The organism is Streptomyces sp. NPDC055815, from assembly GCF_053616475.1.
Map to the genome: position 1 here is coordinate 70569 of NZ_JBSHDU010000003.1, position 22360 is coordinate 92928.

Genomic DNA, 22360 nt, shown 5'->3' on the forward strand with positions numbered 1-22360 from the left:
TGCCCGGCCGAGAGCCCGAACGGGGGCCTGCGCTGTTGCCGCTTGGAGGTGGCATCGGACGGGCGGGCGTCCGCGAAGTCCGGCCGACGAGCGTCGTGTTGCCGTTTCAGGTGGCAACACCCGCAACAGGACACGCCCTTGGCACACGGCGGATACTGCGGGCATGCCTGACAGCACCTTCGAGACGACCGATGCGAAGCCCGGCCGGCAACGCAAGCCCGCGCAGCTGGCGGCGCTCAAGGACAGCCTGCCCGCGGAGAAGCGGGCGCTGGCCGAGGACCTCCGCGCACTGTTCGGTGCTCTGGGCATCAGCGTGCGGCGCTACGCCGCCCGCCGGCACCTCGACGCGAGTTCCGTGACGCGCTACCTCAACGGCGAGCGGGTCCCGCCGTGGGAGTTCGTCGCCGACCTGATCGGCACCGTCCGGGAACTCTCCGCCCCGTTGACGCCGCAGGCCGAGGCCGCGCTCCGGGAGACCCACCGGACGGCCCTGAAGACGAACCGCCGCAGCAGCAAGATGCAGGAGCTCCAGGACGAACTCGCGGACGTCGACGAGGAGAGCCGCCGGATCAGGACCCGGCAGCGCGCCCTGGAGGAGGCCCTGCTCGACCGCGAGCGCAGCCTCTCCGATTCGCTGAGGCGCTGCGAGAGCCTGGAACTGAAGCTGGACGAGCAGCAGTCGGCCCATCGCGCGGACGTCGCGCTGTGGGAGGGCGAGTACGAGCAGCTGCGGAGCGAGTGCGGCGACCTGCGCCAGGAGGTGCTGTTCCTGCAGGAGGCGCTCGCCGTCACCAGGGCCGAGCTGATCGCCGCGGAGGACCAGTGCCATCGACTGGAGGTCGAGCTCGACGCGCTGGCCGCGCTGGAGCAGCCGGGCGAGGGCGCGTCGTCGTTGATGGCGGCCCTTGAGGCGGCGGACCGTACCGCTTCCGTCGCGGAACTGGTCGCGGTCGTCGGCGATCTGGAGGCCCGTACCCAGCAGGCGATCGCGCGGGAGCTCGTCTCGTCGGCCAGTCGTTCCCGTCGGGTGGAGGAGGTCGCGGCGCTCCTTTCGGGCTTACGGCAGGCCGGCCTGCACGCCCACGCGGAGACGGCGGTTCCGGCGCTGGTGATGACGCGGCCCGTGGCCGAGACGGCGGCACTCGCCGCCGAGCTGCACCGCGCGGGCTTCGAGGACGGCGTGGCGACGCTGCTGCGCTCCTCGGTGGAGCTGCACGCGCCGTGCGACATCGTCGGTCTCGGCCTCGGTCTGCACCGGGCTCACCTGGGGGAGCTGGCGGAGAGCCTCCTCGCGGCGGCCTTCGCCGTCCGCACGGTGACCGATGTCGTCGCGATCGTGGTGTGGGCCGCCGGCACCGAGGTCGAGCAGGCGACCGCCTCGGCGCTCGGGCTCGCCGCGGCCCACCGCAACGCCCAGGAGCTGGCGCAGCTCACCATCGCCCTGCGCAACGCCGGTCGCGACCGGGAAGCGCTCGCGCTGCACGACGCGGTGGCCGACCGCGGTACGGCCAGGGACCTCGTCCACACCGTCGAGTACTTCTGGGCGCGGGGGTTGGGCGCGGACGCCGACCGGATCCTGAGCGCGACGCAGGACCGGGGTGTGTCGCATGTGCTCCCCCTGGTGAGGTGCCTGGTGCAGGCGGGGTACAGCGGGGCCGCCTCGACGGTCGTGGACCGTGCGGTGGAGCGCTGGCGGGCCGACGACATCGCCACGATGATCGCCGCGCTGTACAGCACGGACTTCTTCCCGCAGGCCTCGCAGGCCTTGATGGGTGCCATGGGCCACTCGGCCGAAGCGACGAGGGTCCTCTTCCGCTCCCTGGACGATGCGTACCCCGGCGCCGAGGCGGTGGTGGAGATGGTCTCCGCGTCGGGCAGCCCCGAGCGGGCCGCCTATCTGCTGACGTCCCTGGACCGCGGTGGACTGCCGTCGCTGGCCGAGGTGGTGTTCCAGCAGACCCTGGAGCAGCGGCCCACGGGCTACGCGGGTCTGTTTCTGCAGGTCCTCGACGTGTCCGATGCGGCGGTGATGCGGGAGGCCGCCTTGTACGAGCGGGCGTGCGCGGCGCCCGGGCCGGAGATGGCGCCGCTCCTGCTCGCGCTGGCCGCCGCCCGTCTGCTCTCCGCGGTCGACGCGGTGGGGCGCGGTTGTGTCGGCAGCCGCGACACGGGTGCGCTCGTTCTGCTGTTCAAGCAGCTCCATCACCTGGACCATCCGACGCAGCCGCGCGCCGAGTCCGTCGTCGTCCGGATCACGGACGTGGTGACGGGCTCCTGGACGGTGGAGGAGCAGGTGTCGCTGGCGATCGCCCTCGTCCGGGCCGAACTGACCGACGACGCGGAGCTGTTCACTCGCCGGGCCGGTGTCCGGCCGGGGTTCAGGAGCGCCTTGAGGCAGGAGCAGAACAAGCACGCGCAGAAGGTCTTCTCGCGCGCGTTCTGGAAGAAGGGCGTCCACGGCGCGGAGTAGCGCACCCGCCCCTTCGCTTTGCCGTACCGGCAACTTCGTTGGCCGCGAGCGAGGGTGCGGGCGCAGCCTGTCGTTCCACCGACGGTCATCGAGAACCGGGAGGAACAGCACGATGACGACCCAGGACAACGCGCCGAGGAACAACCGCGTCCACCACGTCCGCTCCGGCCGGTTGGACGGCTACGCCGCGATCAGCGGAGGTACGGTCGGTTCGCGGAAGCTGTGGATGGGCCTCGTGGAGAACCCGCCGCTGAGCACGACGGACAACCACCATCACGGTGATTCGGAGGCGGGGATCTACGTGGTCAGCGGGCACCCCGTGTTCGTGTTCCACGACGGCACCGGCGAGGTCCGACTCCCCGCCGCACCGGGCGACTTCTTCCTCGTCCCGCCGTTCGTCCCGCACCGCGAGGAGAATCCGGACCCGCACGAGCCCGCGGTCGTCGTGATCGCCCGTACGACCCAGGAACCGATCAAGGTCTCGGTGCCGGAGCTGTACCAGCTCACGGAGCCCGGGACGGACGACGGATCCCGCGGTTGACCCCGTCCGTACAGGCCCTAACGTGGGCGCATGCTCACGACGACGCCGCGGGTCGAACTCCACCCGCTCACCCTCTCCGACCAGGACGAGTTCTGCGCGCTCGTGCGGGCCAGCGCGGAGCTGCACCATCCGTGGATGCAGCTGCCCGCGACCGCGGAGGACTTCCGGGCCTGGATGCACCGCTTCGACGACGGCAGCAACCTGGGCTTCCTGATCCGGGTCCGGGAGACCGGTGCGGTGGCCGGCACGGTCAACATCAACTCGATCATCCGGGGGCGCTACCAGGGCGCGTCCATCGGCTACGCCGCCTTCGCCCCGTCCGCGGGGTCCGGCTACATGACCGAGGGAATCGCCCTCTCCCTCCAGTACGCCTTCACGGAACTGCGGCTCCACCGGGTGGAGGCCTCCATCCAGCCGGGCAACAAGGCGTCCCTGGCTCTGGTCCAGCGGCTCGGCTTCCGCTTCGAGGGGGTGTCGCCGGCCTACCTCTACATCGACGGCGAGTGGCGTGACCACGAACGCTGGTCCCTCACGGCCCCCACCCCCTGGACCCCGGACCCGTCGCTGCCGGAGGTCTGACGGGACGTCCGGTCGTGGCCCGTGATGCACCGGGACCGTCGACCACGAGACCCGGTGCGTCGCTTTTCCGTTCGGAAACTGCCGCGAGGCATGGAAACATGCCCCGGGCGGGGTGGTGCCTGCCTCCCCGGGTCGAACCAGACGAAGGGGTGCTCACATGGGGGACATATCGGCGGAGCGGCGTCGCATCCTGCAGTCGCCTCCGCCCGAGCTCGTCGCGGAGGCGGCTGCGAACCCGGGCGGGTCGGTTGCGGTGATCGACCCCGAACTCATCGGCGACCCCGACGGCTACGTCCCGGGGGAAGCCGTCCAGGGCGTCTGGGTGGTCGGTGCGGACGGGAAGCTGACCGGCGAGTTCGTGGAGAACCCGAACTACGGACCGCCGAAGGACGACTTCAGCAAGTTCACGGACACCGACCACTGGCTGGACTGGCTCGGCGAGCAGCCCGCCGTTACCGTGCGCGACTCCATCGCGGGCATCTTGCAGGAGCAGGTCGCCGGAGCGGTTCTGGAGTGGATCAAGGTCGTCGACCTTCCGCGCTACCTCACCGGGGGTCGTCCCCAGCCGGACGACGCCAGCCGCATGGTCGTCACCCGGGCCGGTCTCGCCCTGCCCTTCGCGCTCTCCGTGACCAGCCCCGGCCGCAGGCGGGAGATCCTCCAGGGTGTGTTCTCCTGGGTCGCGGTCCATCTCGACCAGCCCGGACACCGCAAGGACCGGGTCTGGCTCGATCTGCGAGCCGACCTGGACTGGGCCGAGACGGAACTCCGCGACCGGATCTACCTCGTCGGCCAGGCCCCCTCCCCCGGTGCCACCACCTGAAGCCGGCCCCGCAACCCGTCCTCACGTGCGGTCGGTCATGAAGTCGGTCAGGTCGCGGAGTACGCGTTCCGGGTCCTCCCAGTACGCGACGTGGCCCACGCCCTCGTAGACGAGGAGCCGGGAGTCGGGGATCGTGTCGAGGATCGTCTGCTGGTCCTCGCGGGTCAGGATGGGGTCCTGGTCGCCCCAGACGACCAGGGTGGGGACGAGGATCCCCGACAGGGTGGCCCGGAGGTCGGTCTCGAGCAGGCCGCGCAGGGTCTCGCGCCAGACGTGGGCCGGGGCCTTCAGGGTCTCGTCGACGAGGGTCTGCAGGAAGCCGCGTCCCATGGGGGTCGCCGTCCAGCCGTCCACGAAGGACGACGCGAGCTCCGGATCCACGGGGTCCTTCAACTCTCGTACGGTCGCCCAGAGTTCGGCTGCCTTCGGTTTGTCCGTGAGGGTGGCCGGGACGCCGAGCAGGACGAGGCCCGCCACCCGGTCCGGTCGTCGGCCCGCGACGATCCGGGCGTACACCCCGCCGCTCGATCCGCCCACCAGTACGGCTCGTTCGATGCCGACGCTGTCCAGGAAGGCGACCAGGTCGTCGGCGAAGTCGTCCGGCAGGTAGCCCTCGGCCGGTTTGTCGGCGTCTCCGTGGCCGCGCTGGGTGGGCGCGTAGGCGTGCAGCCCGGCCGGCAGACGGCGCAGCATCGGTTCGAAGGCCCACCAGGAGTCCAGGTAGCCGTGCACCAGGACGAGCGGTACGCCCCCTGAACGGCCGGCCTCCGCGTACGGAAGCGTGGGGCGCCCCTCCCCCAGGACGGCGCTGTGCACGGCGACGGCGGCCATCGCGGCCCTCCTCACCTCTCCTTCCTCCAGCATAGGAAGGAGAGGGGTGGGGGGACAGTCGGGGCGTTCCACAGAGGCGCGCTCAGCGGGTCAGCGTGGTCTCCCGTCCCAGGTGGGACGGCTTCTCCGGGTTGCGTACGGCGTACGGGCCGGTGATGAGGCCCTCGTCGATCCGCGTCGCCAGGACCGTGTCGATCTCGCCTCCCAGGAGGACGATCAGCGCCGGGTCGCCGTTGGAACGCGTCGACCGTGCGGCGCGTGTCCGCGGCCGATGCGACCCCGCGTGGGCGGCGCGCGGCGACGTGGGCCCGTGCCCGGTGGGCGATCTGGCGGACCGCCGCCGGGGTCTTGTCCACGACCTCGGCGATCCCCTCGACCTGCGGGAAAGAGCGCGGGCCCGTGCCGTACGGAGGAGCTGTTCAGCTCCGCGCGGCCGCTCTGTCGCGGACGTGCCGGCGCAGGCCGTCGAGGGACACGTGCTCCAGGCTGTCCGCGAAGATCCGGGCCGGGCCGGGCGGCACGGGCAGCATGGAGGGGACCACGAGGACCGTGCAGCCGGCCGCGTCGGCCGAGGCGGCTCCGTCCGGGGAGTCCTCGACGGCCACGCAGGCCGCCGCCGGCACGCCGAGACGGGCGGCGGCCGTGCGGTACGGGTCGGGGTGCGGCTTGGTGCGCGCGGTGTCGTCGGCGGAGAGCGTGAGGGCGAAGGGGACGTGCGCGAGCGCGCCGCCGACGACCGAGTCGACCACCGAGCGGGGCGAGGCGCTGACCAGCGCGAACGGCAGTCCTGCCTGCTCCAGTTCGGTGAGGAGCCGGTCCGCTCCCGGGCGCATGGGCGCGCCCTCGTCGATGCGCTGCTGGAAGGCGGTGGTCAGGGCCGTCGCGATGCCGTCCGGGTCGGGCGTGCCGGTGGCTCGTACGAGGTGGGCGGCGGTGTCGTCGACGGCGCGGCCGACGACCTCGGGCGCGTCGGTGTCCGTGAGCCGGTGTCCGAGACGGGCGGCGACCTCCTCCGTCGCCTGCCACCAGAGGACCTCGGTGTCGACGAGGGTGCCGTCCATGTCGAACAGGACGGCCGCGAGTCCGCTCACCGCTTCCTCCACGGTGGTACGCGTCACCGCTCCGTCCTCGGGACGACGAGGGCGGGGTGCGGGGCGAGGCCGACGGTGGCGCGGGTCCCGGGGGTCAGGTCGGCCGCGTCGCGCGACGGGAGGTCCGCCTTGACCGTCGTACCGCGGTGGTCGAGGTGGACGCGGGTGACGGAGCCGAAGAAGGAGGTGGAGACGATGACGGCCTCGCCGTCGGTGTCGGCGGTCACGGTGACGTTCTCGGGGCGGACGAGCACCTCGACGTCACGGGTGTCGGGGACGTCGCCGTCGACGGGGAGCCTGCTGCCCGCGGCCTCCACGAGGCCGGAGTCCGTGAGGCGGCCCGGGAGACGGTTCATGGTGCCGACGAACTCGGCGACGAAGGCGGTCGCCGGCCGGCGGTACAGCTCGGCCGGGGCCGCGCACTGCTCCAGCCTGCCCGCGTTGAGGACGGCGACGCGGTCCGCCATGGACAGCGCCTCCTCCTGGTCGTGGGTGACGAACACGGTGGTGATGCCGAGGGAGAGCTGGAGCCGGCGGATCTCCTCGCGCAGGCTGAGCCGGACCTTGGCGTCGAGGGCGGAGAGGGGCTCGTCCAGGAGCAGGACGCGCGGGCGCAGGGCGAGGGCCCGGGCGAGGGCGACGCGCTGCTGCTGGCCGCCGGACATCTGGTGCGGGTAGCGGTCGCCGTGCTCGGGGAGGCCGACGAGTTCGAGGAGTTCGGCGGCGCGGGCGTGGCGCTCGGCGGCTCCGGTCTTGCGGACGCGGAGGCCGAAGGCGACGTTGTCGCGGGCGGTGAGGTTGGGGAAGAGGCTGTACGACTGGAAGACCATGCCGGCGTCGCGGCGGTTGGCCGGGACGTGGGTGATGTCGGCGCCGTCCACGAGGACTTCGCCGGAGTCGGGGCGTTCGAAGCCGGCGAGGACCCGCAGGGCGGTGGTCTTGCCGCAGCCCGACGGGCCGAGGAGCGCGAGGAGTTCGCCGGGTTCGACGGTGAGGTCGAGGCCGTCGAGGGCGAAGGTGGTGCCGAACGCGCGGCGCAGGCCGCGGAATTCGACGCGGGCCCCGGTGGCGGCGGTGGACTCGGTCCGTTCCGCTGTGGCAGAGGTCATGGGTCAGGACTCCTTGCGGGAGGTGCGGGGGGCTCCGGGCGTGCCGGTCGGGGCGGTTCCGGCCCGGGACAGGACGAGGAGCAGCGCCCAGGTGATGAGGAGGCTCAGGAGGGAGACGGCCACCGACATGCGGGCCTGGGCGCCGGAGATGGAGACGATCCAGACGGCGAAGGGCCGGAAGCCGAGGATCGAGGCGATGGTGAACTCGCCGAGGACCAGGGCCAGGGTGAGGAAGGCGGCGCCGGCGAGCGAGGAGCGCAGGTTGGGCAGGATCACCCGGAGCATGACGTACGGCCAGGACGCGCCGCAGTTGCGGGCGGCCTCGACGAGGGTGGGGACGTCGACGGCGCGCAGTCCCGCGTCGAGGGAGCGGTACACGAACGGCAGGGCCATGACGGTGTACGCGAGGACCAGGACGAAGGGGAAGTTCTCGTTCTGGACCGCGAGGAACGTCTGGTAGAGCGGGGTCCGCGACAGGTGGTCGGGGCCCCAGCGCAGTACGGTGCTGATCCCGGTGACGAGCGCGATCGGCGGCACGACGAGCGGCAGCATGCACATCACCTCGACGACCGGCCGCAGGCGGGGCGCGCCGAGGCGGACCGCCACCAGGGCGGGTACGGCGAGCAGCAGGGCGAGCGCGATGGTGGCGGCGGCGAGGCCGAGGGAGAGCAGCAGGCTCTGGGTGAATCCGTCGGCGGAGAGCAGTGCGGTGTACGCCTCGAAGGAGACGCCCTGGCCGGGGGTGTGCACGGTGAAGACGAACGAGGCGATCAGCGGGACGAGGAAGTACGCGCCGCCGAGGCCGAGGACGAGGCCGCGCCACAGGCGGGGGCGGCGTCGGGTCCGTACGGGGGTGGTGGGCCGGGCCGCCGCCCGCGCCGCGGAGTCCGGGGTGACGTCCGGGGCGGTGGGGGTCATCGCAGCCATCGGGCGCTCCTGCGCTGGAGGGGGAGGTAGACCGCCATGACCAGGCCGGCGATCAGGATCATGTCGACGCCGAGGGCGAGGGCCACGTTCTCCTGGCCGACGAGGACGTTGCCGGAGAGGGCGTCGGCGATCTTCAGGGTGACCAGGGGTACGGAGCCGCCGACGAGGGCCGCGGCGGTGGCGTGGGCGGCGAAGGCGCTGCCGAAGAGCAGGACGAAGCCGCCGAGCAGCGAGGGCGCGAGGACGGGGATGCCGACGTGGCGCCAGTACTGCCATCCGCCGGCGCCCGCGTTCTGCGCGGCCTCCCGCCACTGGGGGCGCAGGCCGTCGAGGGCGGGCAGGATCACCAGGACCATGAGGGGGATGAGGAAGTACAGGTAGACGACGGCGAGGCCGCCGAAGGAGTACAGGTTCCAGCCGAGGCTCGTGAGGTCGGCGAGCTGGGTGACGACGCCGGAGATGCCGACGGTCGCGATGAACGCGAACGCGAGGGGGACGCCGCCGAAGTTGGCGAGGACTCCGGAGGCGGTGAGGACGGCGCTGCGCAGGGCCTGGGACCGGGAGGTGACGACGGCCTGGGCGATGAGGACGCCGAGGACGGAACCGATCAGGGCGGTGAGCGCGGAGAGCTGCAGGCTGCCGAGGAGCGAGCCGAGGTAGGGGCCCTGGAGCGAGCGGCTCAGGTGCTCGCCGGTGAGGGCGGTGGTGCCGGTGGCCGGATCGGTGCGGGTGACGGCGCCGTACAGGAGGGCGCCGAGGGGCAGTCCGAAGGCCAGGGCCGTGAAGGCGATCAGGGGGAGGGCGGCGAGCCAGGTGCGGGGGCCGCGCCGCCGGCGGCTGGTGCCGCCGGCGGTTCCCGTGGCGGGGGTGGCTGAGGACATCAGGAGAGGGCCTTGTCCCACTTCTCGGCGAGGGTGGCCTTGGCCTTGTCGAGCTCGGCGGAGGCCGGGAAGGCGGGGGTGCCGTCGACCTTGGGGAGCTTGGCCACGAAGGTCTTGTCGGCGGTGCCGTCGGCGGTCATGGCCGGGAGCAGGACGGGGCGGGCGTAGCCCTTGAGCCAGAGGTTCTGGCCCTCGGTGCTGTAGAGGAACTCCATCCACAGGCGGGCGGCGGCGGGGTGCGGGGCGTCCTTGCTGACGGCCTGGGAGTAGAACTGCGCGTAGACGCCGTCGGTGGGGACGGCGACCTGCCAGTCGACGCCCTTGCCCTTGAACTGGTCGGCGTAGCCGGCGTTGAGGTAGTCCCAGTCGATGCTGATGGGCGTCTCGCCCTTCTCGACGGTGGCCGGGGTGGACTCGACGGGGATGAAGTTGCCGCTCTTCTTCAGCGTGCCGAAGAAGTCGATGCCGGGCTGGATGTCGGCGAAGGAGCCCTTGTTGGCGAGGGCGGCCGCGTACACGCCGCCGAAGGCGGAGCCGGACTTGGTCGGGTTGCCGTTGAGGGCGACCTTGCCCTTGTACTCGGGCTTGAGGAGGTCGGCGAAGGTCTTGGGGCAGTTCGGGATGCGCTTGGCGTCGCAGCCGATGGAGACGTAGCCGCCGTAGTCGTTGTACCAGCGGCCGTCCGCGTCCTTCTGGGCCGCGGGGATCTTGTCCCAGGCCTCGACCTTGTACGGGGCGAACAGGCCTTCCTGGGCGCCGCTGCGGGCGAAGGCGATGCCCAGGTCGAGGACGTCGGGGGCGCGCTTCTGGCCCTTGCGGGACTTGACGGCGGCGATCTCGTCGGCGCTGGAGGCGTCCGGGTTCTCGCTCTCGACCTTGATGCCGTACTTCGTCTCGAACGCCTTGATCAGCTCGCCGTAGTTGGCCCAGTCCGGCGGCAGCGCGATGACGTGCAGCGCGCCTTCCTGCTTCGCCGCCTTGACGAGGGCGTCCATGCCTCCGAAGTCCTTGGCCGACGCGGCCGTGGCCGACTTCGCGCCCTCGGCGCCGGCGGCGCCCTCGGGAGCGGCGCCACAGGCGGTGACGGTGGTCAGGACGGCTGCGCCGAGCAGGAATGCGGCGCCGCGGAGGGGGGTTCTGCGCACGGGTTCTCCCAGGAGCGAGTGACGGAACTTGTCTGAACAAGCCGCCCTTAGTTCGCCCGCGCCTCCTGTCCGGAAAGTGAACGGGACATGGCCAGATCCAGACGCCTCCCGGAAGAGCCGGTTGTGGTGAACCACAGCTGAACCACATGGACTTGAGATGAATCGACAGATCGTTCCGGCGTCGGCCCGGCGGGTTAGGGTGGCGGTCGGGACAGCACACCCCGTGACCGGGTGTGCACAGTCGAGAACGAAGATGGGGGCACTGTGACGGCGCTGTACGTGGAGATCGCGGAGGAACTCCGCCGCTCGATCCTCAACGGCGAGTACGCCGTCGGCGCCCGCCTGCCCTCCGAGAGCGACCTCGCCGACCGCTGGTCCGCCTCACGCGGCACGGTGCGCCAGGCCGTCGCCCTGCTCACCTCGGAAGGCATCATCGGCTCGCGCCAGGGCGCCCGCCGCATCGTGCTCCGCAGGGAGCGCCGGCACAGCTTCGCCGAGCTCCACAGCTTCGCCCAGTGGGCACGGACGATGGGCTACCGCTCGGCGAGCCGCTTCCTCCACCGCGAGCGGCGCCGGGCCACCCCGGAGGAGGCGCGCCGCCTCGCCCTGCCGGACGGGGCCGGGGTCCTCGACGTCCTGCGCCTGCGCTGCCTGGACGACGAACCGGTGATGGTGGAACGCACGGCGTACGCGGAGTGGGTCGCGCCCACCGTCGAGTCGCTGCCCGTCGACTGCGCCTCGATCATGGACAGCATGGCCGAGGACGCGGGGATCGTCGCCCACTACGGCGAGCACCTCATCGACGCGGTGCCCGCCGGGAGCGACGACGCGCGTCTGCTCCGCGTCCGCCGGGGCAGCCCGCTCCTGCGGCAGCGGCACCTCACGAGCAACCAGGACGGCCGCCCCATCGAGTGGACCGAGGACCGCTACCGCGCGGGGAGCGTCACGTTCAACGTGAGCAACTCGGTGGGCACGGCGCCGCTGGTACGGGACCCGGGCTCGCTGCTGATGTGACCGACGCCCCCGGTGGATCAACCGGCACACGGGAGCCGCCTTATGACGGCGCGTCACGACGGGTTGGCACGTAGACTCGCCGTCATGGCATCCCGCATCAGTGAGCTGGTCCTCGACTGCGCCGACCCCGAGCGGCTCGCCGCGTTCTGGAGCGAGGTCCTCGACTACGTCGAGGTCGGCCGCGAGGACGACGGAAGCATCGAGATCGGACCGGCCGGCATCGGCTTCGGCGGCGCGCAGCCCACGCTCATCCTCAGCCCCAGCAGCGAGCCCCGGACCGGGAAGCTGCGTCTGCACATCGACGTCAACGCCACCGACCGTGACCAGGACGCCGAGCTGGAGCGCCTGCTCGCGCTCGGCGCCAAGCCCGTCGACATCGGCCAGACCGGCGCCGAGAACTGGCACGTCCTGGCCGACCCCGAAGGCAACGAGTTCTGCCTCCTGCACCGGAGGCTCAAGCCCCTCTGACCGCCGCGCACCGGCGGCGGACCACACTCCCGCCCCCACTCCCACCCGGCCGGCGGACACGCGGCCTGGGCCGAAGCCCCGCCCGGAAAGTATGATCAAGCGATGTCCGACATGACTGAGACCACACCCGGCTGGCTGACCACGGACGAACTGGACACGGCCAGGTCCCGGATGCCGATCCTGTACGTCGAGGCCGTCCCCGTGCGCGTGGACGACAGCGGCGAAGTCACCAGCATCGGGCTGCTCCTGCGGATCGGCGCCGAGGGAACGATCAGCCGCACCCTGGTGTCCGGCCGCGTCATGCACCACGAGCGGGTCCGTGACGCACTGCTCCGCCACCTGGAGAAGGACCTCGGGCCCGTGGCCCTGCCCCGCGTCCCCGCCTCCCTGCAGCCCTTCACCGTCGCCGAGTACTTCCCCACCGCCGGCATCACGCCCTTCCACGACCCGCGCCAGCACGCCGTCTCCCTCGCGTACATCGTCCCCGTCACCGGCGACTGCCGCCCCCGGCAGGACGCCCTCGACCTGGTGTGGTTCAGCCCGCAGGAAGCCGGCTCCCCGGCCGTGCAGAACGAGATGCCCGGCGGCCAGGGACACCTCCTCAAGCAGGCCCTCGCCCACGTCGGACACACCTACTGAACCCCGCTCCCCGCAGGGCCGCCGGCACGGCACCGCTTGACCTTGACACGGTGACAAGGTCTTCAGTGGGGCCCCAGGAGGTGGTCCCATGACCATGGCGAACGAGGCCACGAACACGATGCCGGCCCTGCGGGGGCTCGGGAGCGACAGCGCGTCGGTGCGGCTGCGAGCGGCGCTCGCGGTGGGCTCGGCACCGGACCCGGGGTACGTCGACGAGCTTGTCGGCCGCTGCGCGATCGAGCCGGACTTCCAGGTACGCGAGATGCTCACGTGGGCACTCACCCGCCACGCACCGGCGCTCACGCTCCCCCGGCTCCTGGGCGAGCTCCGCTCGGAGCCGGCCCAGGCACGCAGCCAGGCCCTGCACACCCTGTCCAAGATCGGGGACCGGCAGGCCTGGCCCTCGATCACCCGGGAGCTCCTGACCGACCCGGACGACGAGGTGGCGCGGAGCGCCTGGCGGGCGGCGGTCGTCCTCGTGCCCGAGGGCGCGGAGTCCGGGCTCGCGGGGGTGCTCGCGACCCAGCTCGGGCGGGGCGGGCGCGAGACGCAGCTGAGCCTCAGCCGGGCGCTCATCGGCCTCGGCGAGGCGATGACGCCGGCCCTGCGCGCCGCGCGGTCGGATCCCCGCCCCCAGGTACGCCGGCACGCGATCGCCACGGAGAAGCTGTCGCACGACCCGGATGCCGGGTTCGACTTCGCGATCGAGGAGGCCAAGCGGATCATGGTGCTCGGCCCGGCCTGCCAGGAGGAGTGACCGTCGGTGTTGATCGGTGATGTGGCGAAGCACTCCGGGGTCAGTGCCCGCATGCTCAGGCATTACGAGGCGCTCGGCCTGGTGCGGCCGACGGGCCGCACGGGCGGCGGCTACCGGGAGTACGCGGACGCGGACATCCGGCGCATCTTCCACATCGAGAGCCTGCGGTCCCTGGGGCTCTCGCTGCGCGAGGTCGGGCGCGCCCTGGACGATCCCGGCTTCGCGCCCTCGGAGCTCGTCGACGACCTGATCCGGCAGACGCGCGCACGCATCGCGGCGGAGACGGAGCTGCTCACGCGGCTGCGTCGGATCGGTTCCGCGGAACCCGCAGGCTGGCAGGACGTCCTGCAGGTCGTCGCCCTCCTCCAGGCTCTCGGCTCGAAGAGCCCGGAGACGCGGCAGCGCGCCGCCCTGTCCTCGGCGGAGGAAGCGCCGGTGCCGGTGGAGGCGCTGGTCGAGGCGGTACTGGGCGAGGCGGACCCGATCGTCGCGGGAGCCCTCCGCTGGGCCCTCGCCCGCTCGGACGACGGCGGGCTGCCGCTCCTCGCGCGCGGCCTCGGCTCACCGGTGGCCGAGGTCAGGAAGCGCGCTGTGCAGTCCGTCACCGAGATCCCCGGCGAGGAGGCGACCGCCCTGCTGCGGGAGGCCCTCGCCGACCCCGACCTCGCCGTGCGGAGGTGCGCCGCCCTGGAGCTGGGGTCACGCGGCGTGGCCGACGCGGTCCCGACGCTCGTCGACATGATCGCCGAGGAGGCGAACGACGTCGACGCCGCCGACGCGCTGAGCGGCCTGGCGAGCCGTCCCGCGCTCGCGGACCGGATCACCGGCCTGCTGGTCGACCGCCTCGCCCACGGCACGACGGGGGCGTCCGACCGGCGGCGCCTCGCGCAGGCCCTGGCGGACATCCCGGGGAACGCGGCCGCACAGGCGCTGACGGAGCTGTCCGAGGACGAGGACCGCGCGGTCGCGCTGACCGCGACGTACATCCTCGGGCTGCGCGCAACGCGCTGACGGACCCGGCCCCGGGGCGACGGCCGGGACACGGTGACGTACGCCGCGGGGGGCCGCCCGGCCTACCGGCCGGCCCCTCGGCTCACGGCCGGGTGTAGCGGCGGATGCGGTAGCGCAGGCCCGTCGTGGAGTCCCGCCAGCCGGTGTCCTCCGTGGCCTGCCAGTCGGCTTCGACGGTCGGGGCGTAGGTGTCGCCGTCGACCGCGGTGTCGACCTCCGTCACCGAGAGCGTCCGGGCGTGGGGCAGGGCGGCGCGGTAGATCTCGCCGCCTCCCATGACCCAGGCGACGGCCTCGTCGGCCGGCTCCGCAGACCCGGTCGCCAGGTCGAGGGCCGCCTCGATCGATCCGGCGCGCTCCGCGCCCTCGGCCGTCCACCGCGCGTCCCGGGTCACCACGATGTTGCGGCGGCCCACCAGGGGACGGAAGCGGACGGGCAGCGAGTCCCAGGTCTTGCGGCCCATGATCACGGGGTGGCCGAGGGTGGTCGCCTTGAAGTGCGCCATGTCCTCGGGGAGCCGCCACGGGATCGTGTTGCCGGCGCCGATCACGCCGTCGGTGGTCTGCGCCCAGATCAGCCCGATGTTCACACCCGTACTCACACCGCCACCGGAGCCTTGATGCCGGGGTGGTGCTGGTAGCCCACGATCTCGACGTCGGAGAAGGCGTAGTCGAACAGCGAGTCGGCCTTGTGCAGCTTCAGCTCGGGGAACGCGTACGGAGTGCGGCTGAGCTGCTCGGTCACCTGGTCCACGTGGTTGTCGTAGATGTGGCAGTCGCCGCCGGTCCAGATGAAGTCGCCCGGCTCGAGGCCGGTCTGCTGCGCCACCATGTGGGTGAGCAGGGCGTAGCTGGCGATGTTGAACGGGACGCCGAGGAACAGGTCCGCGCTGCGCTGGTACAGCTGGCAGGAGAGCTTGCCGTCGGCGACGTAGAACTGGAAGAAGGCGTGGCAGGGGGCCAGCGCCATCCGGTCGAGTTCGGCGACGTTCCAGGCGGACACGATCATGCGGCGGGAGTCGGGGTCGCGGCGCAGCGTGTCGAGGACCTGGCTGATCTGGTCGATGTGCCGGCCGTCGGGCGTGGGCCAGGAGCGCCACTGCACTCCGTAGACGGGCCCCAGCTCGCCCTTGTCGTCGGCCCACTCGTCCCAGATGGAGACGCCGTTCTCCTGGAGCCAGCCGACGTTGGAGTCGCCGCGGAGGAACCACAGGAGCTCGTACACGATCGACTTGAGGTGCACCTTCTTGGTGGTGACCAGCGGGAATCCCTGCGAGAGGTCGTAGCGGAGCTGGTGCCCGAAGATGCTCCGGGTGCCTGTGCCCGTCCGGTCGGCCTTCGCCGTTCCCGAGGTGAGCACCGTCTTCAACAGGTCTTCGTACTGGGTATCCGCCACGGTCGCCGAGTCTACCGTCGGCCGGGGCGCGACCTCGACGGGTGGGCCTGTCCCCTGGTCACCGTCGTGCGGGCGGTCTCGTCGACGTGGAGGGTGAAGACGTCGGGGCGGGCGTAGTGGCCGGTGGTGTCGAGGTCGAAGCGGGCGCCCGCGAGCTCGTCGAGGTCGAGCTCGGCGGTCAGGATGCCCTCGCCGTCGCGCAGCGGCCCGGCGAGGACCTCGCCCAGCGGGGAGACGATCACGGAGCCGCCGCCGATCAGTACGGTGTCGGGCGCGTCGCCCTGGACGGGGTGGAGGTCGTCCGGCAGGCCGTCGCGGCGCAGGTACTGGCAGGCGGAGAGGACGAAGCAGCGGCCCTCCAGGGCGATGTGCCGCATGGTGGCCTGCCAGGCGTCGCGGTCGTCGACGGTCGGCGCGCACCACAGGTCGACGCCCTTGGCGTACATCGCGGTGCGCAGCAGCGGCATGTAGTTCTCCCAGCAGATGGCCGAGCCGAGGCGGGCCGCGCCGGTGTCGACGACGGGGAGGGTGGAACCGTCTCCCTGGCCCCACAGGTAGCGCTCGGCGGCCGTGGGCATGAGCTTGCGGTGCAGGCCGAGGTAGCCGTCGGGGCCGAAGAAGAGCGCGACGCAGTACAGGGTGCCGCCCTGGCGTTCGACCGCGCCGATCACGGCGTGGCAGCCGAGTTCCCGGGTGACGGCGGCGAGCGTCTCGGTCTCCGGGCCGGGGACCTCGACGGCGGCGGCGTGGTAACGGCGGAAGAGGTCGCGGCCCTCGGGGCTGCGGCTGCCGACCGTGATGCCGAAGTCCAGTCCCTTGGGGTAGCCGCCGATGAACGCCTCGGGGAGGACGACGACCTCGGCGCCCCGGGCGGCGGCCTCGCGGAGGAGTTCCTCGGCACGGGCCACCGCGGCCGGGGTGTCGAAGAGCGGGGCGGCCGCCTGGACGACGGCGACGGTCACGGTGCGGCGTCGCTCCGCGGAGATCGGTGTCATGCCCCGACGCCAGGAACACCGCGGCTGATCGGCAAGCACACCGTGACGGGGGGGGCCGGGCCGGGCAGCGCGCGACAGACTCCGGCGCAGGCCTTTGAATGGAGAGGTGAGCACCGTTCGATGGCTTGCCGCCGCAGGACTCACCGCGCTGCTCGGCGCTGCGGCCCCGGGGCCCTCGCCGCCTCCGGATCAGCCTCCGCCCCAACTCGACGACGCGGACGTGCAACGTGCCGTCGACCGGCTCGACGGAGTGGTCCAGGACGCCATGAAGCGGACCGGGGTGCCGGGCGTGGCCGTCGCCGTCGTCCACGACGGCAAGGTGATCCACCTGAAGGGGTACGGCGTACGGAAGGCCGGCGAGAGCGCGGCCGTCGATGCCGACACCGTTTTCCAACTCGCCTCCGTCTCCAAGCCGATCGCGTCCACCGTGGTCTCCGGGGCGGTGGGCACCGAGGGCTGGACGCGGCCGGTGGCCCCCCATGTGCCGGGCTTCGCCCTCAAGGACCCGTGGGTCACCTCCCACGTGACGGTCGCCGATCTGTTCTCGCACCGCAGCGGCCTGCCCGATCATGCCGGGGACCTGCTCGAAGATCTCGGCTACGACCGGCCGTACATCCTGTCGCATCTGCGGTACGAGCCCCTCACCCCGTTCCGCGCGAGCTACGCCTACACCAACTTCGGTCTCACGGCCGCCGCCCAGGCGGTCGCCGACGAGAAGGGCGTGCCGTGGGAGAAGCTCGCCGCCGACACGCTCTACAGGCCGGCCGGCATGAACTCCACCAGCTCGCGCTTCGAGGACTTCGAGAAGTCCTCCGACCGGGCCTGGGGTCACGTGAAGGTCGACGGCGCCTGGAAGCCGGAGTTCGTCCGGGACCCGGACGCGCAGTCCCCCGCCGGCGGCGTCAGTTCCAGCGCCCGTGACATGGCGATCTGGCTGCGGCTCCAGCTCGGCGACGGCAAGCTCGACGGCCGTCAGATCGTCGCCGCCGACGCCCTGGAGCGCACCCACTGGCCCGAGTCGGTCGCCAGTCCCGCCCGTGCCCCGGCCGGCCGGACCGGCTTCTACGGCCTGGGCTGGAACGTGAGTTACGACGACGAGGGCCGGCTCAGGCTCTCGCACACGGGAGCGTTCGCGGAGGGCGCGCACACCAACGTGACGATGCTGCCGGGCGAGCAGCTCGGCATCGTCGTCCTCACCAACACCTCACCGGTCGGCGTCGCCGACGCCGTCGCCCTCGACTTCTTCGACATCGCGCAGACCGGCGAGATCAGCCGCGACTGGATTCCGCTCGTGGACGCGCTGTACCAGCAGCAGGCGGACGAGGGCCGGTCGAAGACCGACTACGCCCACCCGCCGTCCGGCGCCGCACCGGCCAAGGCGGCCGACACGTACGCGGGCACGTACGAGAGTCCCTACTACGGGCGCGCGCAGCTCGTCGCGGACTCGGACGGCACCCTGTCGCTCGACCTGGGCCCGAAGCCTCAGAGGTACCGGCTCACGCACTACGACGGCGACACGTTCAGCTTCCCGACGGCGGGCGAGAACGCCGTGGGCCTCACCGGGGTCACCTTCACTCCGGACGGAAAGTCGTTCACCGTCGAGTACTTGGACACGGAGGGCCTGGGCACGTTCCACCGCACCGGCGGCTGAGGGCGTGGAATGCCCGGGCGCTCGTACGAGTTGATCACGTCATGACTCAAGGACCAGCACCCAGGCCCCTGTCCGACGACGCCCTCTCCGCGCTGCTGAGCACGCAGCGGTTCGGCACCCTCGCCACCAACAAGAGCAGTGGCCATCCCCATCTGACCACCATGCTCTACAGCTGGGACCCCGAGGCGCGCGTCGTGCGGTTCTCGACCACCGCCGACCGCGTCAAGGTGAAGCAGCTCCGGCGTGACCCGCGGGCGGCTGTCCACGTGCCGGGCGGGGACGTGTGGTCGTTCGCCGTGGCCGAGGGCGAGGCGGAGGTCTCCGAGATCACGACCACTCCTGGGGACGCGACCGGGCAGGAGCTGCTCGCGATGATTCCGGAGGAGGCGAGGCCGGAGGACGCGAGCGGGTTCCTGGAGCAACAGGTCGCCGAGCGCCGCGTGGTGATCCGGCTGAAGGTCTCGCGTCTGTACGGGACGGCGCTCGACATCGCAGGCTGAGCCCGGCCCCGGCCGCCCGCCGCGGGGATCAGAACCGGTCGTCGCGGGGATCAGGACCGGTTCTTCGTCCCCGCGGACCAGGGCCAGGCGGCCGCTCGGCCCGCCTCGATGAGCCCGACCATGCGGAAGGCCGCGTCCGTGAGGCCGCCGAAGGTGTGCCGGTGGCGGCCGGTGGGGCCGTGGGCGGGCTGGTATCCCGCCAGGTTCCAGGTGTAGACGGGGGTGCGGGCCGGGACGGTCTCGGCAGGCGTGGCGGGCGTGTACGGGGCGGTCTGTTCGTCGGTGACGATCAGGATCCGGTCGTGGGCGGCGAAGTGTTTCCGTATCGCGTTCGCGGTGTACGTGCCGCCCATACTGCGGAAGCGTTTCAGCACTTCAAGCACCGGCTCGCCCGGCGCGTACGGCACCTTCGCGCTGCCCCAGCCGAACTCCACCAGGTCGGCCTGCTCGGCACGCATGGCCAGCGCGGTGCCGAACACGGCGGCCGCGTCCGCGCGGGTCAGCTTGGACCGCTCGGAGACGGTGTCCCAGAACATGGAGTCGGACCGGTCCACGAGGATCAGCGTCCGGCCGGGCAGGGCCGGTACGTTGGCCAGGGAGTGGCCGAGTGCCTGTTCCAGCGGGGCCGCCCAGCGCGGTGACGGCGCGTGCTGATGGGCGGCCAGGTAGCGGAAGGGGAACTGCCGGGACCGGGCGACCTCGGAGGGGTCCGAGAGGCGCTCGGCCACCCGGGCCGCGACCTCGTCCGAGATTCCGGCCTCGTCGAAGTTCCGCAGGTTCCGCAGGAGCGCCATGGGCCCCATCGTGGGGATCAGGGCCTCCCAGACGGCCGCGTCCATCGGTCCGTGCAGCCAGCCCGCGACGGCCTCCCACGTCATGCCCGCCGCCGCGAGCCGCTCGGAGCCGCCCGGACCGGTCACCAGGGCACGCCGCTCCTCCGGCGCCGATTCCCTCAGCGCCCGGTGGGCGGTCAGCAGCTGGTCGGAGGCCGGCGGGACCGCCCGCTCGGGGTGGTGGCGGCGGTCGAGCGCGTACCGGAACAGCGCGCCCTGCCAGGGCTTGTCCGGGGCGGGTGTGGCGTGCACGAGGTTGAGCACGTCGCCGAAGCGGAAGGCCTTGGACGCGGTGTCGTACTTGAGCAGGGACCGGGACGTGTACAGCCGGCGCACGGCGTCGGCGACGCCCCGCTTCACGGGCTGCGGCACGTTCCGCCCGTGGGCCGAGATCCAGTGGGCGAGCAGTTCGCCGGGCTCGTCGGCGCGCTGGAGCACGGAGTCGATCACGGACCGGTTGGACGGGCCCTCGGTGGCCCCGGCCTTGAGCCGGGCCCGTACGTACGCGGCGGCGCCCACCAGGGACGCCGTGCGCATGTTGCCCTCGCCGCGGAGCCAGCGCAGCAGGCCGGCCGTCCACTCGGGGTCCTCGACGGCGAGTCGGCCGACGAGCCGGGCGTAGCGCGCGTCCCGCTCCTCCCCGCCCTCGTAGAACGTCCCCTGGGAGACGAAGTTGCCGACGGCGAGGAGGAAGAGTTCGTCACGGGGCTCCCGGACGAAGGCCGGACCGCCGGGGTAGGTGCGGAGTTCCGGCCCGAGCGGCGGGTGGTAGGACCGTGGTGCTGGTGTGGGCATGGCGCGGGCGGCCGCCAGGATGTGTGGGGCGACGAGCATGTCGGACCACATCTTGGAGACACGTCGGGCGTGACGAGGCAGTGAATCCCCCCGGATTCAAACGATCGGACGGCCCCGGGCACGTGGTCCGGCGGGGCGGAGGCGCCCGCGCCTGCCGAGATCAGAAAAGGGCGGCGGCGTCACTTTGTTTCGGAAGGAAGTAGCCGCAGCCGGGCGCATCGGGAGGCGCGGTCGCGAAGCCAACCTACAAGGCCCACCGACCGGTGCGCCAACCGATTTAACGCGGGTCGGGGATCCGTGAGCCGCTCTCCGGCAGGCGGCGCAGGGCGAGGCCCAATAGAACCGCCACGTACGCGATCAGGACGCCGAGCCCGGCCCACCACGGGAGGGGGAAGTAACCGGTGGAGGGCGCGTAGTGGGCGAGCACCTGCGGATACTCGACGAGGGACTGCTGGGTGGCGAAGCCGGCGGCCGGGGTGACCCGCAGGAGCCAGTCCGCCACTCCGTCGGCGAGCAGCGGGAAGGAGGTCGCCACGTACGGGACCGCGATCGCCAGGACGGCGACGGGAATCGCGGACCAGGCGCGGCGCAGCAGGGCTCCGACCGCGAAGGCGAGCACGGCGGCGAGGGCGAGGGCGGCGGCCGTGCCGACGACGACCCTCGCTCCGGTGAGCGCGGACACTACGGGGACGGGGATGCCGTTGCCCTTCAGGATCGTCACGCCGACGGGCATCACGATGCCGATGGCGAGGAGACCGGTCACGAACGTGACGGCCCCGACGACGATCGCCTTCGCCCCGAGTTCCGCGCGGGTGACCGGCGCGCCGCCCGCGGCCTCGCGGCGGTAGGCGGAGGTGGCGAACCGCACGGCGACGACGAGGACGATGAGCAGCGCGAGGGCCAGGCCGCCGAGCGTGCGCTCGACCGGCCGTGCGCCGTCCTCCCCGCCCGTCGGACCGATGTCGCCGGAGCCGTAGACCGTGATCGTGCCGTTCTTCTCCACCCCGCCGGCGGCCTGGAAGTACTTCTCCCAGTCGGTCCGGTTCGCCTCGCCGACGGTCTCGCTCCTCCAGCGTGCCTGCGCGACGGCGCCCTTGAGGCCGACGTGGTCGAAGACGCCGCCCGCCTGGGTATGACGCACCTGTTCCGTGGCGCCGCCGAGGCCGGCGCGCCGGAGGGTGAGGTCGCCGGGAGAGGTGGCGAACAGGCCGACCCGTACGGTCTCGGGCAGTCCCGGCAGGCGTGCCGTACCGACCTCCGTCCAGCGCGTGCCGTCGGCGGACTCGTGGCCGGTGACGGTGTCGCCCGCGCGGGTCAGCCGCAGCCAGCGGGGGGCCTGGGCGGAGACCTCGCCGCCGCTGCCGGTGCTGCCCGCGATGTCGTGCCGGTAGTCGTACTGCATGCGCACGCCGTGGCTGCCGGTGACCATGAGGGCCGCGTACGAGGATCCCTGACGGGTCCCGTCCTTGATCATGATCCCTGCCTTCGCCCAGGGCACGAGGCCGGGGACGAGCTTGTCGTGGTGCGGCGGCGGGTAGGTGATCGTGCCCTTCATGGACGTCACCCGGACGGTGATGCTGCCGTTCTCGCCGAGGTCCCGGTGCATGAAGGAGAACTGGTCGTTGACGAGGGCCCCGTCCGGTCCGGTCGGGTCGGCCGGGCACGGGCCGTCGCAGGACGCGTGGTTGCCGGAGGCGTAGAGCAGGCCGAGGACGATGACGGCCAGGGCGGCGGTCGCCAGGGCGATCAGCCGGCCGGGACGCCGGAAGCCGGTGCACTCGCGGTGGACCGCGTGGAGTGTCGTGTGGGTCGAAGACATGACCACGGTTGTACGGAGGTCGCCGTGACGGGGTCCGAACCGCGTCTGTCACCTCGTTGTTAGGTGCGGCGGGGCATGCTGATCTC

22 protein-coding genes and 1 pseudogene are annotated in these 22360 nt (G+C 72.4%); 11 read left to right on the plus strand and 12 right to left on the minus strand.

The features are described 5' to 3' along the window. Nucleotides 1–163 precede the first annotated feature (163 nt). The 4 genes from ACWGN5_RS03460 to ACWGN5_RS03475 all read left to right on the plus strand — a co-directional run bounded on the left by ACWGN5_RS03460 (nt 164) and on the right by ACWGN5_RS03475 (nt 4413). Nucleotides 164–2470 carry a hypothetical protein gene (locus ACWGN5_RS03460; RefSeq protein WP_453510934.1) on the plus strand — a complete coding sequence of 769 codons (2307 nt, stop codon included), beginning with the start codon at nt 164–166 and terminating at the stop codon, nt 2468–2470. 112 nt (nt 2471–2582) lie between these two features. Next, complete coding sequence (locus ACWGN5_RS03465; protein WP_453510935.1) at nt 2583–3011, plus strand: cupin domain-containing protein; 429 nt, start codon at nt 2583–2585, stop codon at nt 3009–3011. Between the two features lie 30 nt (nt 3012–3041). Continuing rightward, nucleotides 3042–3590, plus strand: a complete 549-nt coding sequence (locus tag ACWGN5_RS03470) for a GNAT family N-acetyltransferase (protein WP_453510936.1) — start codon at nt 3042–3044, stop codon at nt 3588–3590. 157 nt (nt 3591–3747) lie between these two features. Continuing rightward, nucleotides 3748–4413: a hypothetical protein gene (locus ACWGN5_RS03475; protein WP_453510937.1), complete on the plus strand. Its 666-nt coding sequence runs from the start codon at nt 3748–3750 to the stop codon at nt 4411–4413. A gap of 21 nt (nt 4414–4434) precedes the next feature. On the opposite strand, the gene ACWGN5_RS03480 is transcribed toward ACWGN5_RS03475, so the two are convergent. The 7 genes and pseudogenes from ACWGN5_RS03480 to ACWGN5_RS03510 form a co-directional block, all read right to left on the minus strand. After that, nucleotides 4435–5244, minus strand: coding sequence for an alpha/beta fold hydrolase (locus ACWGN5_RS03480; protein ID WP_453510938.1), 810 nt, complete (start codon nt 5242–5244; stop codon nt 4435–4437). An 82-nt stretch (nt 5245–5326) separates the two neighbouring features. Next, nucleotides 5327–5612 (minus strand): annotated as a pseudogene (locus ACWGN5_RS03485) (RNA polymerase subunit sigma-24); the annotation flags it as partial. 51 nt (nt 5613–5663) lie between these two features. After that, on the minus strand, nt 5664–6362 hold the full coding sequence (locus tag ACWGN5_RS03490) for an HAD family hydrolase (protein WP_453510939.1): 699 nt from the start codon (nt 6360–6362) through the stop codon (nt 5664–5666). Continuing rightward, entirely contained in the window at nt 6359–7444 is a 1086-nt protein-coding gene (locus ACWGN5_RS03495; RefSeq protein WP_453510940.1) for an ABC transporter ATP-binding protein, read from the minus strand. Before ACWGN5_RS03495 ends, ACWGN5_RS03490 begins: the two co-directional genes overlap by 4 nt. 3 nt (nt 7445–7447) lie before the next feature. Further along, on the minus strand, nt 7448–8371 hold the full coding sequence (locus ACWGN5_RS03500) for an ABC transporter permease (protein ID WP_453510941.1): 924 nt from the start codon (nt 8369–8371) through the stop codon (nt 7448–7450). Further along, nucleotides 8359–9252, minus strand: a complete 894-nt coding sequence (locus tag ACWGN5_RS03505) for an ABC transporter permease (RefSeq protein WP_453510942.1) — start codon at nt 9250–9252, stop codon at nt 8359–8361. The genes ACWGN5_RS03500 and ACWGN5_RS03505 overlap by 13 nt, the downstream gene beginning before the upstream one ends. Further along, nucleotides 9252–10364 carry an ABC transporter substrate-binding protein gene (locus ACWGN5_RS03510; protein ID WP_453511146.1) on the minus strand — a complete coding sequence of 371 codons (1113 nt, stop codon included), beginning with the start codon at nt 10362–10364 and terminating at the stop codon, nt 9252–9254. The genes ACWGN5_RS03505 and ACWGN5_RS03510 overlap by 1 nt, the downstream gene beginning before the upstream one ends. Nucleotides 10365–10661: 297 nt before the next feature. On the opposite strand from ACWGN5_RS03510, the gene ACWGN5_RS03515 reads away from it, so the two are divergent. The 5 genes from ACWGN5_RS03515 to ACWGN5_RS03535 all read left to right on the plus strand — a co-directional run bounded on the left by ACWGN5_RS03515 (nt 10662) and on the right by ACWGN5_RS03535 (nt 14286). Next, nucleotides 10662–11411, plus strand: a complete 750-nt coding sequence (locus ACWGN5_RS03515; RefSeq protein WP_453510943.1) for a GntR family transcriptional regulator — start codon at nt 10662–10664, stop codon at nt 11409–11411. 84 nt (nt 11412–11495) lie between these two features. After that, complete coding sequence (locus ACWGN5_RS03520; RefSeq protein WP_453510944.1) at nt 11496–11879, plus strand: VOC family protein; 384 nt, start codon at nt 11496–11498, stop codon at nt 11877–11879. Nucleotides 11880–11990: 111 nt separating this feature from the next. After that, nucleotides 11991–12518 carry an NUDIX hydrolase family protein gene (locus tag ACWGN5_RS03525; protein WP_453511148.1) on the plus strand — a complete coding sequence of 176 codons (528 nt, stop codon included), beginning with the start codon at nt 11991–11993 and terminating at the stop codon, nt 12516–12518. Nucleotides 12519–12606: 88 nt separating this feature from the next. Beyond that, the gene (locus tag ACWGN5_RS03530) at nt 12607–13275 is read left to right on the plus strand and encodes a HEAT repeat domain-containing protein (RefSeq protein WP_453510945.1); all 669 of its coding nucleotides are present in this window, start codon (nt 12607–12609) and stop codon (nt 13273–13275) included. 6 nt (nt 13276–13281) lie between these two features. Next, nucleotides 13282–14286: a HEAT repeat domain-containing protein gene (locus ACWGN5_RS03535; RefSeq protein WP_453510946.1), complete on the plus strand. Its 1005-nt coding sequence runs from the start codon at nt 13282–13284 to the stop codon at nt 14284–14286. 82 nt (nt 14287–14368) lie between these two features. Here the strand turns inward: ACWGN5_RS03535 and ACWGN5_RS03540 are convergent, their stop codons facing one another. The 3 genes from ACWGN5_RS03540 to ACWGN5_RS03550 are packed head-to-tail and all read right to left on the minus strand — an operon-like array spanning nt 14369 to nt 16676. Next, nucleotides 14369–14875 carry a dihydrofolate reductase gene (locus ACWGN5_RS03540; RefSeq protein ID WP_453511150.1) on the minus strand — a complete coding sequence of 169 codons (507 nt, stop codon included), beginning with the start codon at nt 14873–14875 and terminating at the stop codon, nt 14369–14371. Nucleotides 14876–14883: 8 nt separating this feature from the next. Further along, entirely contained in the window at nt 14884–15681 is a 798-nt protein-coding gene (locus ACWGN5_RS03545) for a thymidylate synthase (RefSeq protein WP_453510947.1), read from the minus strand. An 11-nt stretch (nt 15682–15692) separates the two neighbouring features. Beyond that, entirely contained in the window at nt 15693–16676 is a 984-nt protein-coding gene (locus tag ACWGN5_RS03550; protein ID WP_453510948.1) for a nitrilase-related carbon-nitrogen hydrolase, read from the minus strand. Between the two features lie 106 nt (nt 16677–16782). Between ACWGN5_RS03550 and ACWGN5_RS03555 the strand changes: the two genes are divergently transcribed. Both ACWGN5_RS03555 and ACWGN5_RS03560 read left to right on the plus strand, forming a co-directional pair. Continuing rightward, nucleotides 16783–18327, plus strand: coding sequence for a serine hydrolase (locus ACWGN5_RS03555; RefSeq protein WP_453510949.1), 1545 nt, complete (start codon nt 16783–16785; stop codon nt 18325–18327). Between the two features lie 41 nt (nt 18328–18368). Further along, a complete protein-coding gene (locus ACWGN5_RS03560; RefSeq protein ID WP_453510950.1) occupies nt 18369–18827 on the plus strand; it encodes a TIGR03618 family F420-dependent PPOX class oxidoreductase in 459 nt (152 codons plus the stop codon). A 50-nt stretch (nt 18828–18877) separates the two neighbouring features. Here ACWGN5_RS03560 and ACWGN5_RS03565 read toward each other — a convergent pair whose 3' ends face one another. Beyond that, nucleotides 18878–20494, minus strand: a complete 1617-nt coding sequence (locus tag ACWGN5_RS03565) for a TROVE domain-containing protein (protein ID WP_453510951.1) — start codon at nt 20492–20494, stop codon at nt 18878–18880. A gap of 238 nt (nt 20495–20732) precedes the next feature. Continuing rightward, entirely contained in the window at nt 20733–22274 is a 1542-nt protein-coding gene (locus tag ACWGN5_RS03570; RefSeq protein ID WP_453510952.1) for a hypothetical protein, read from the minus strand. Between the last annotated feature and the right edge of the window lie 86 nt (nt 22275–22360).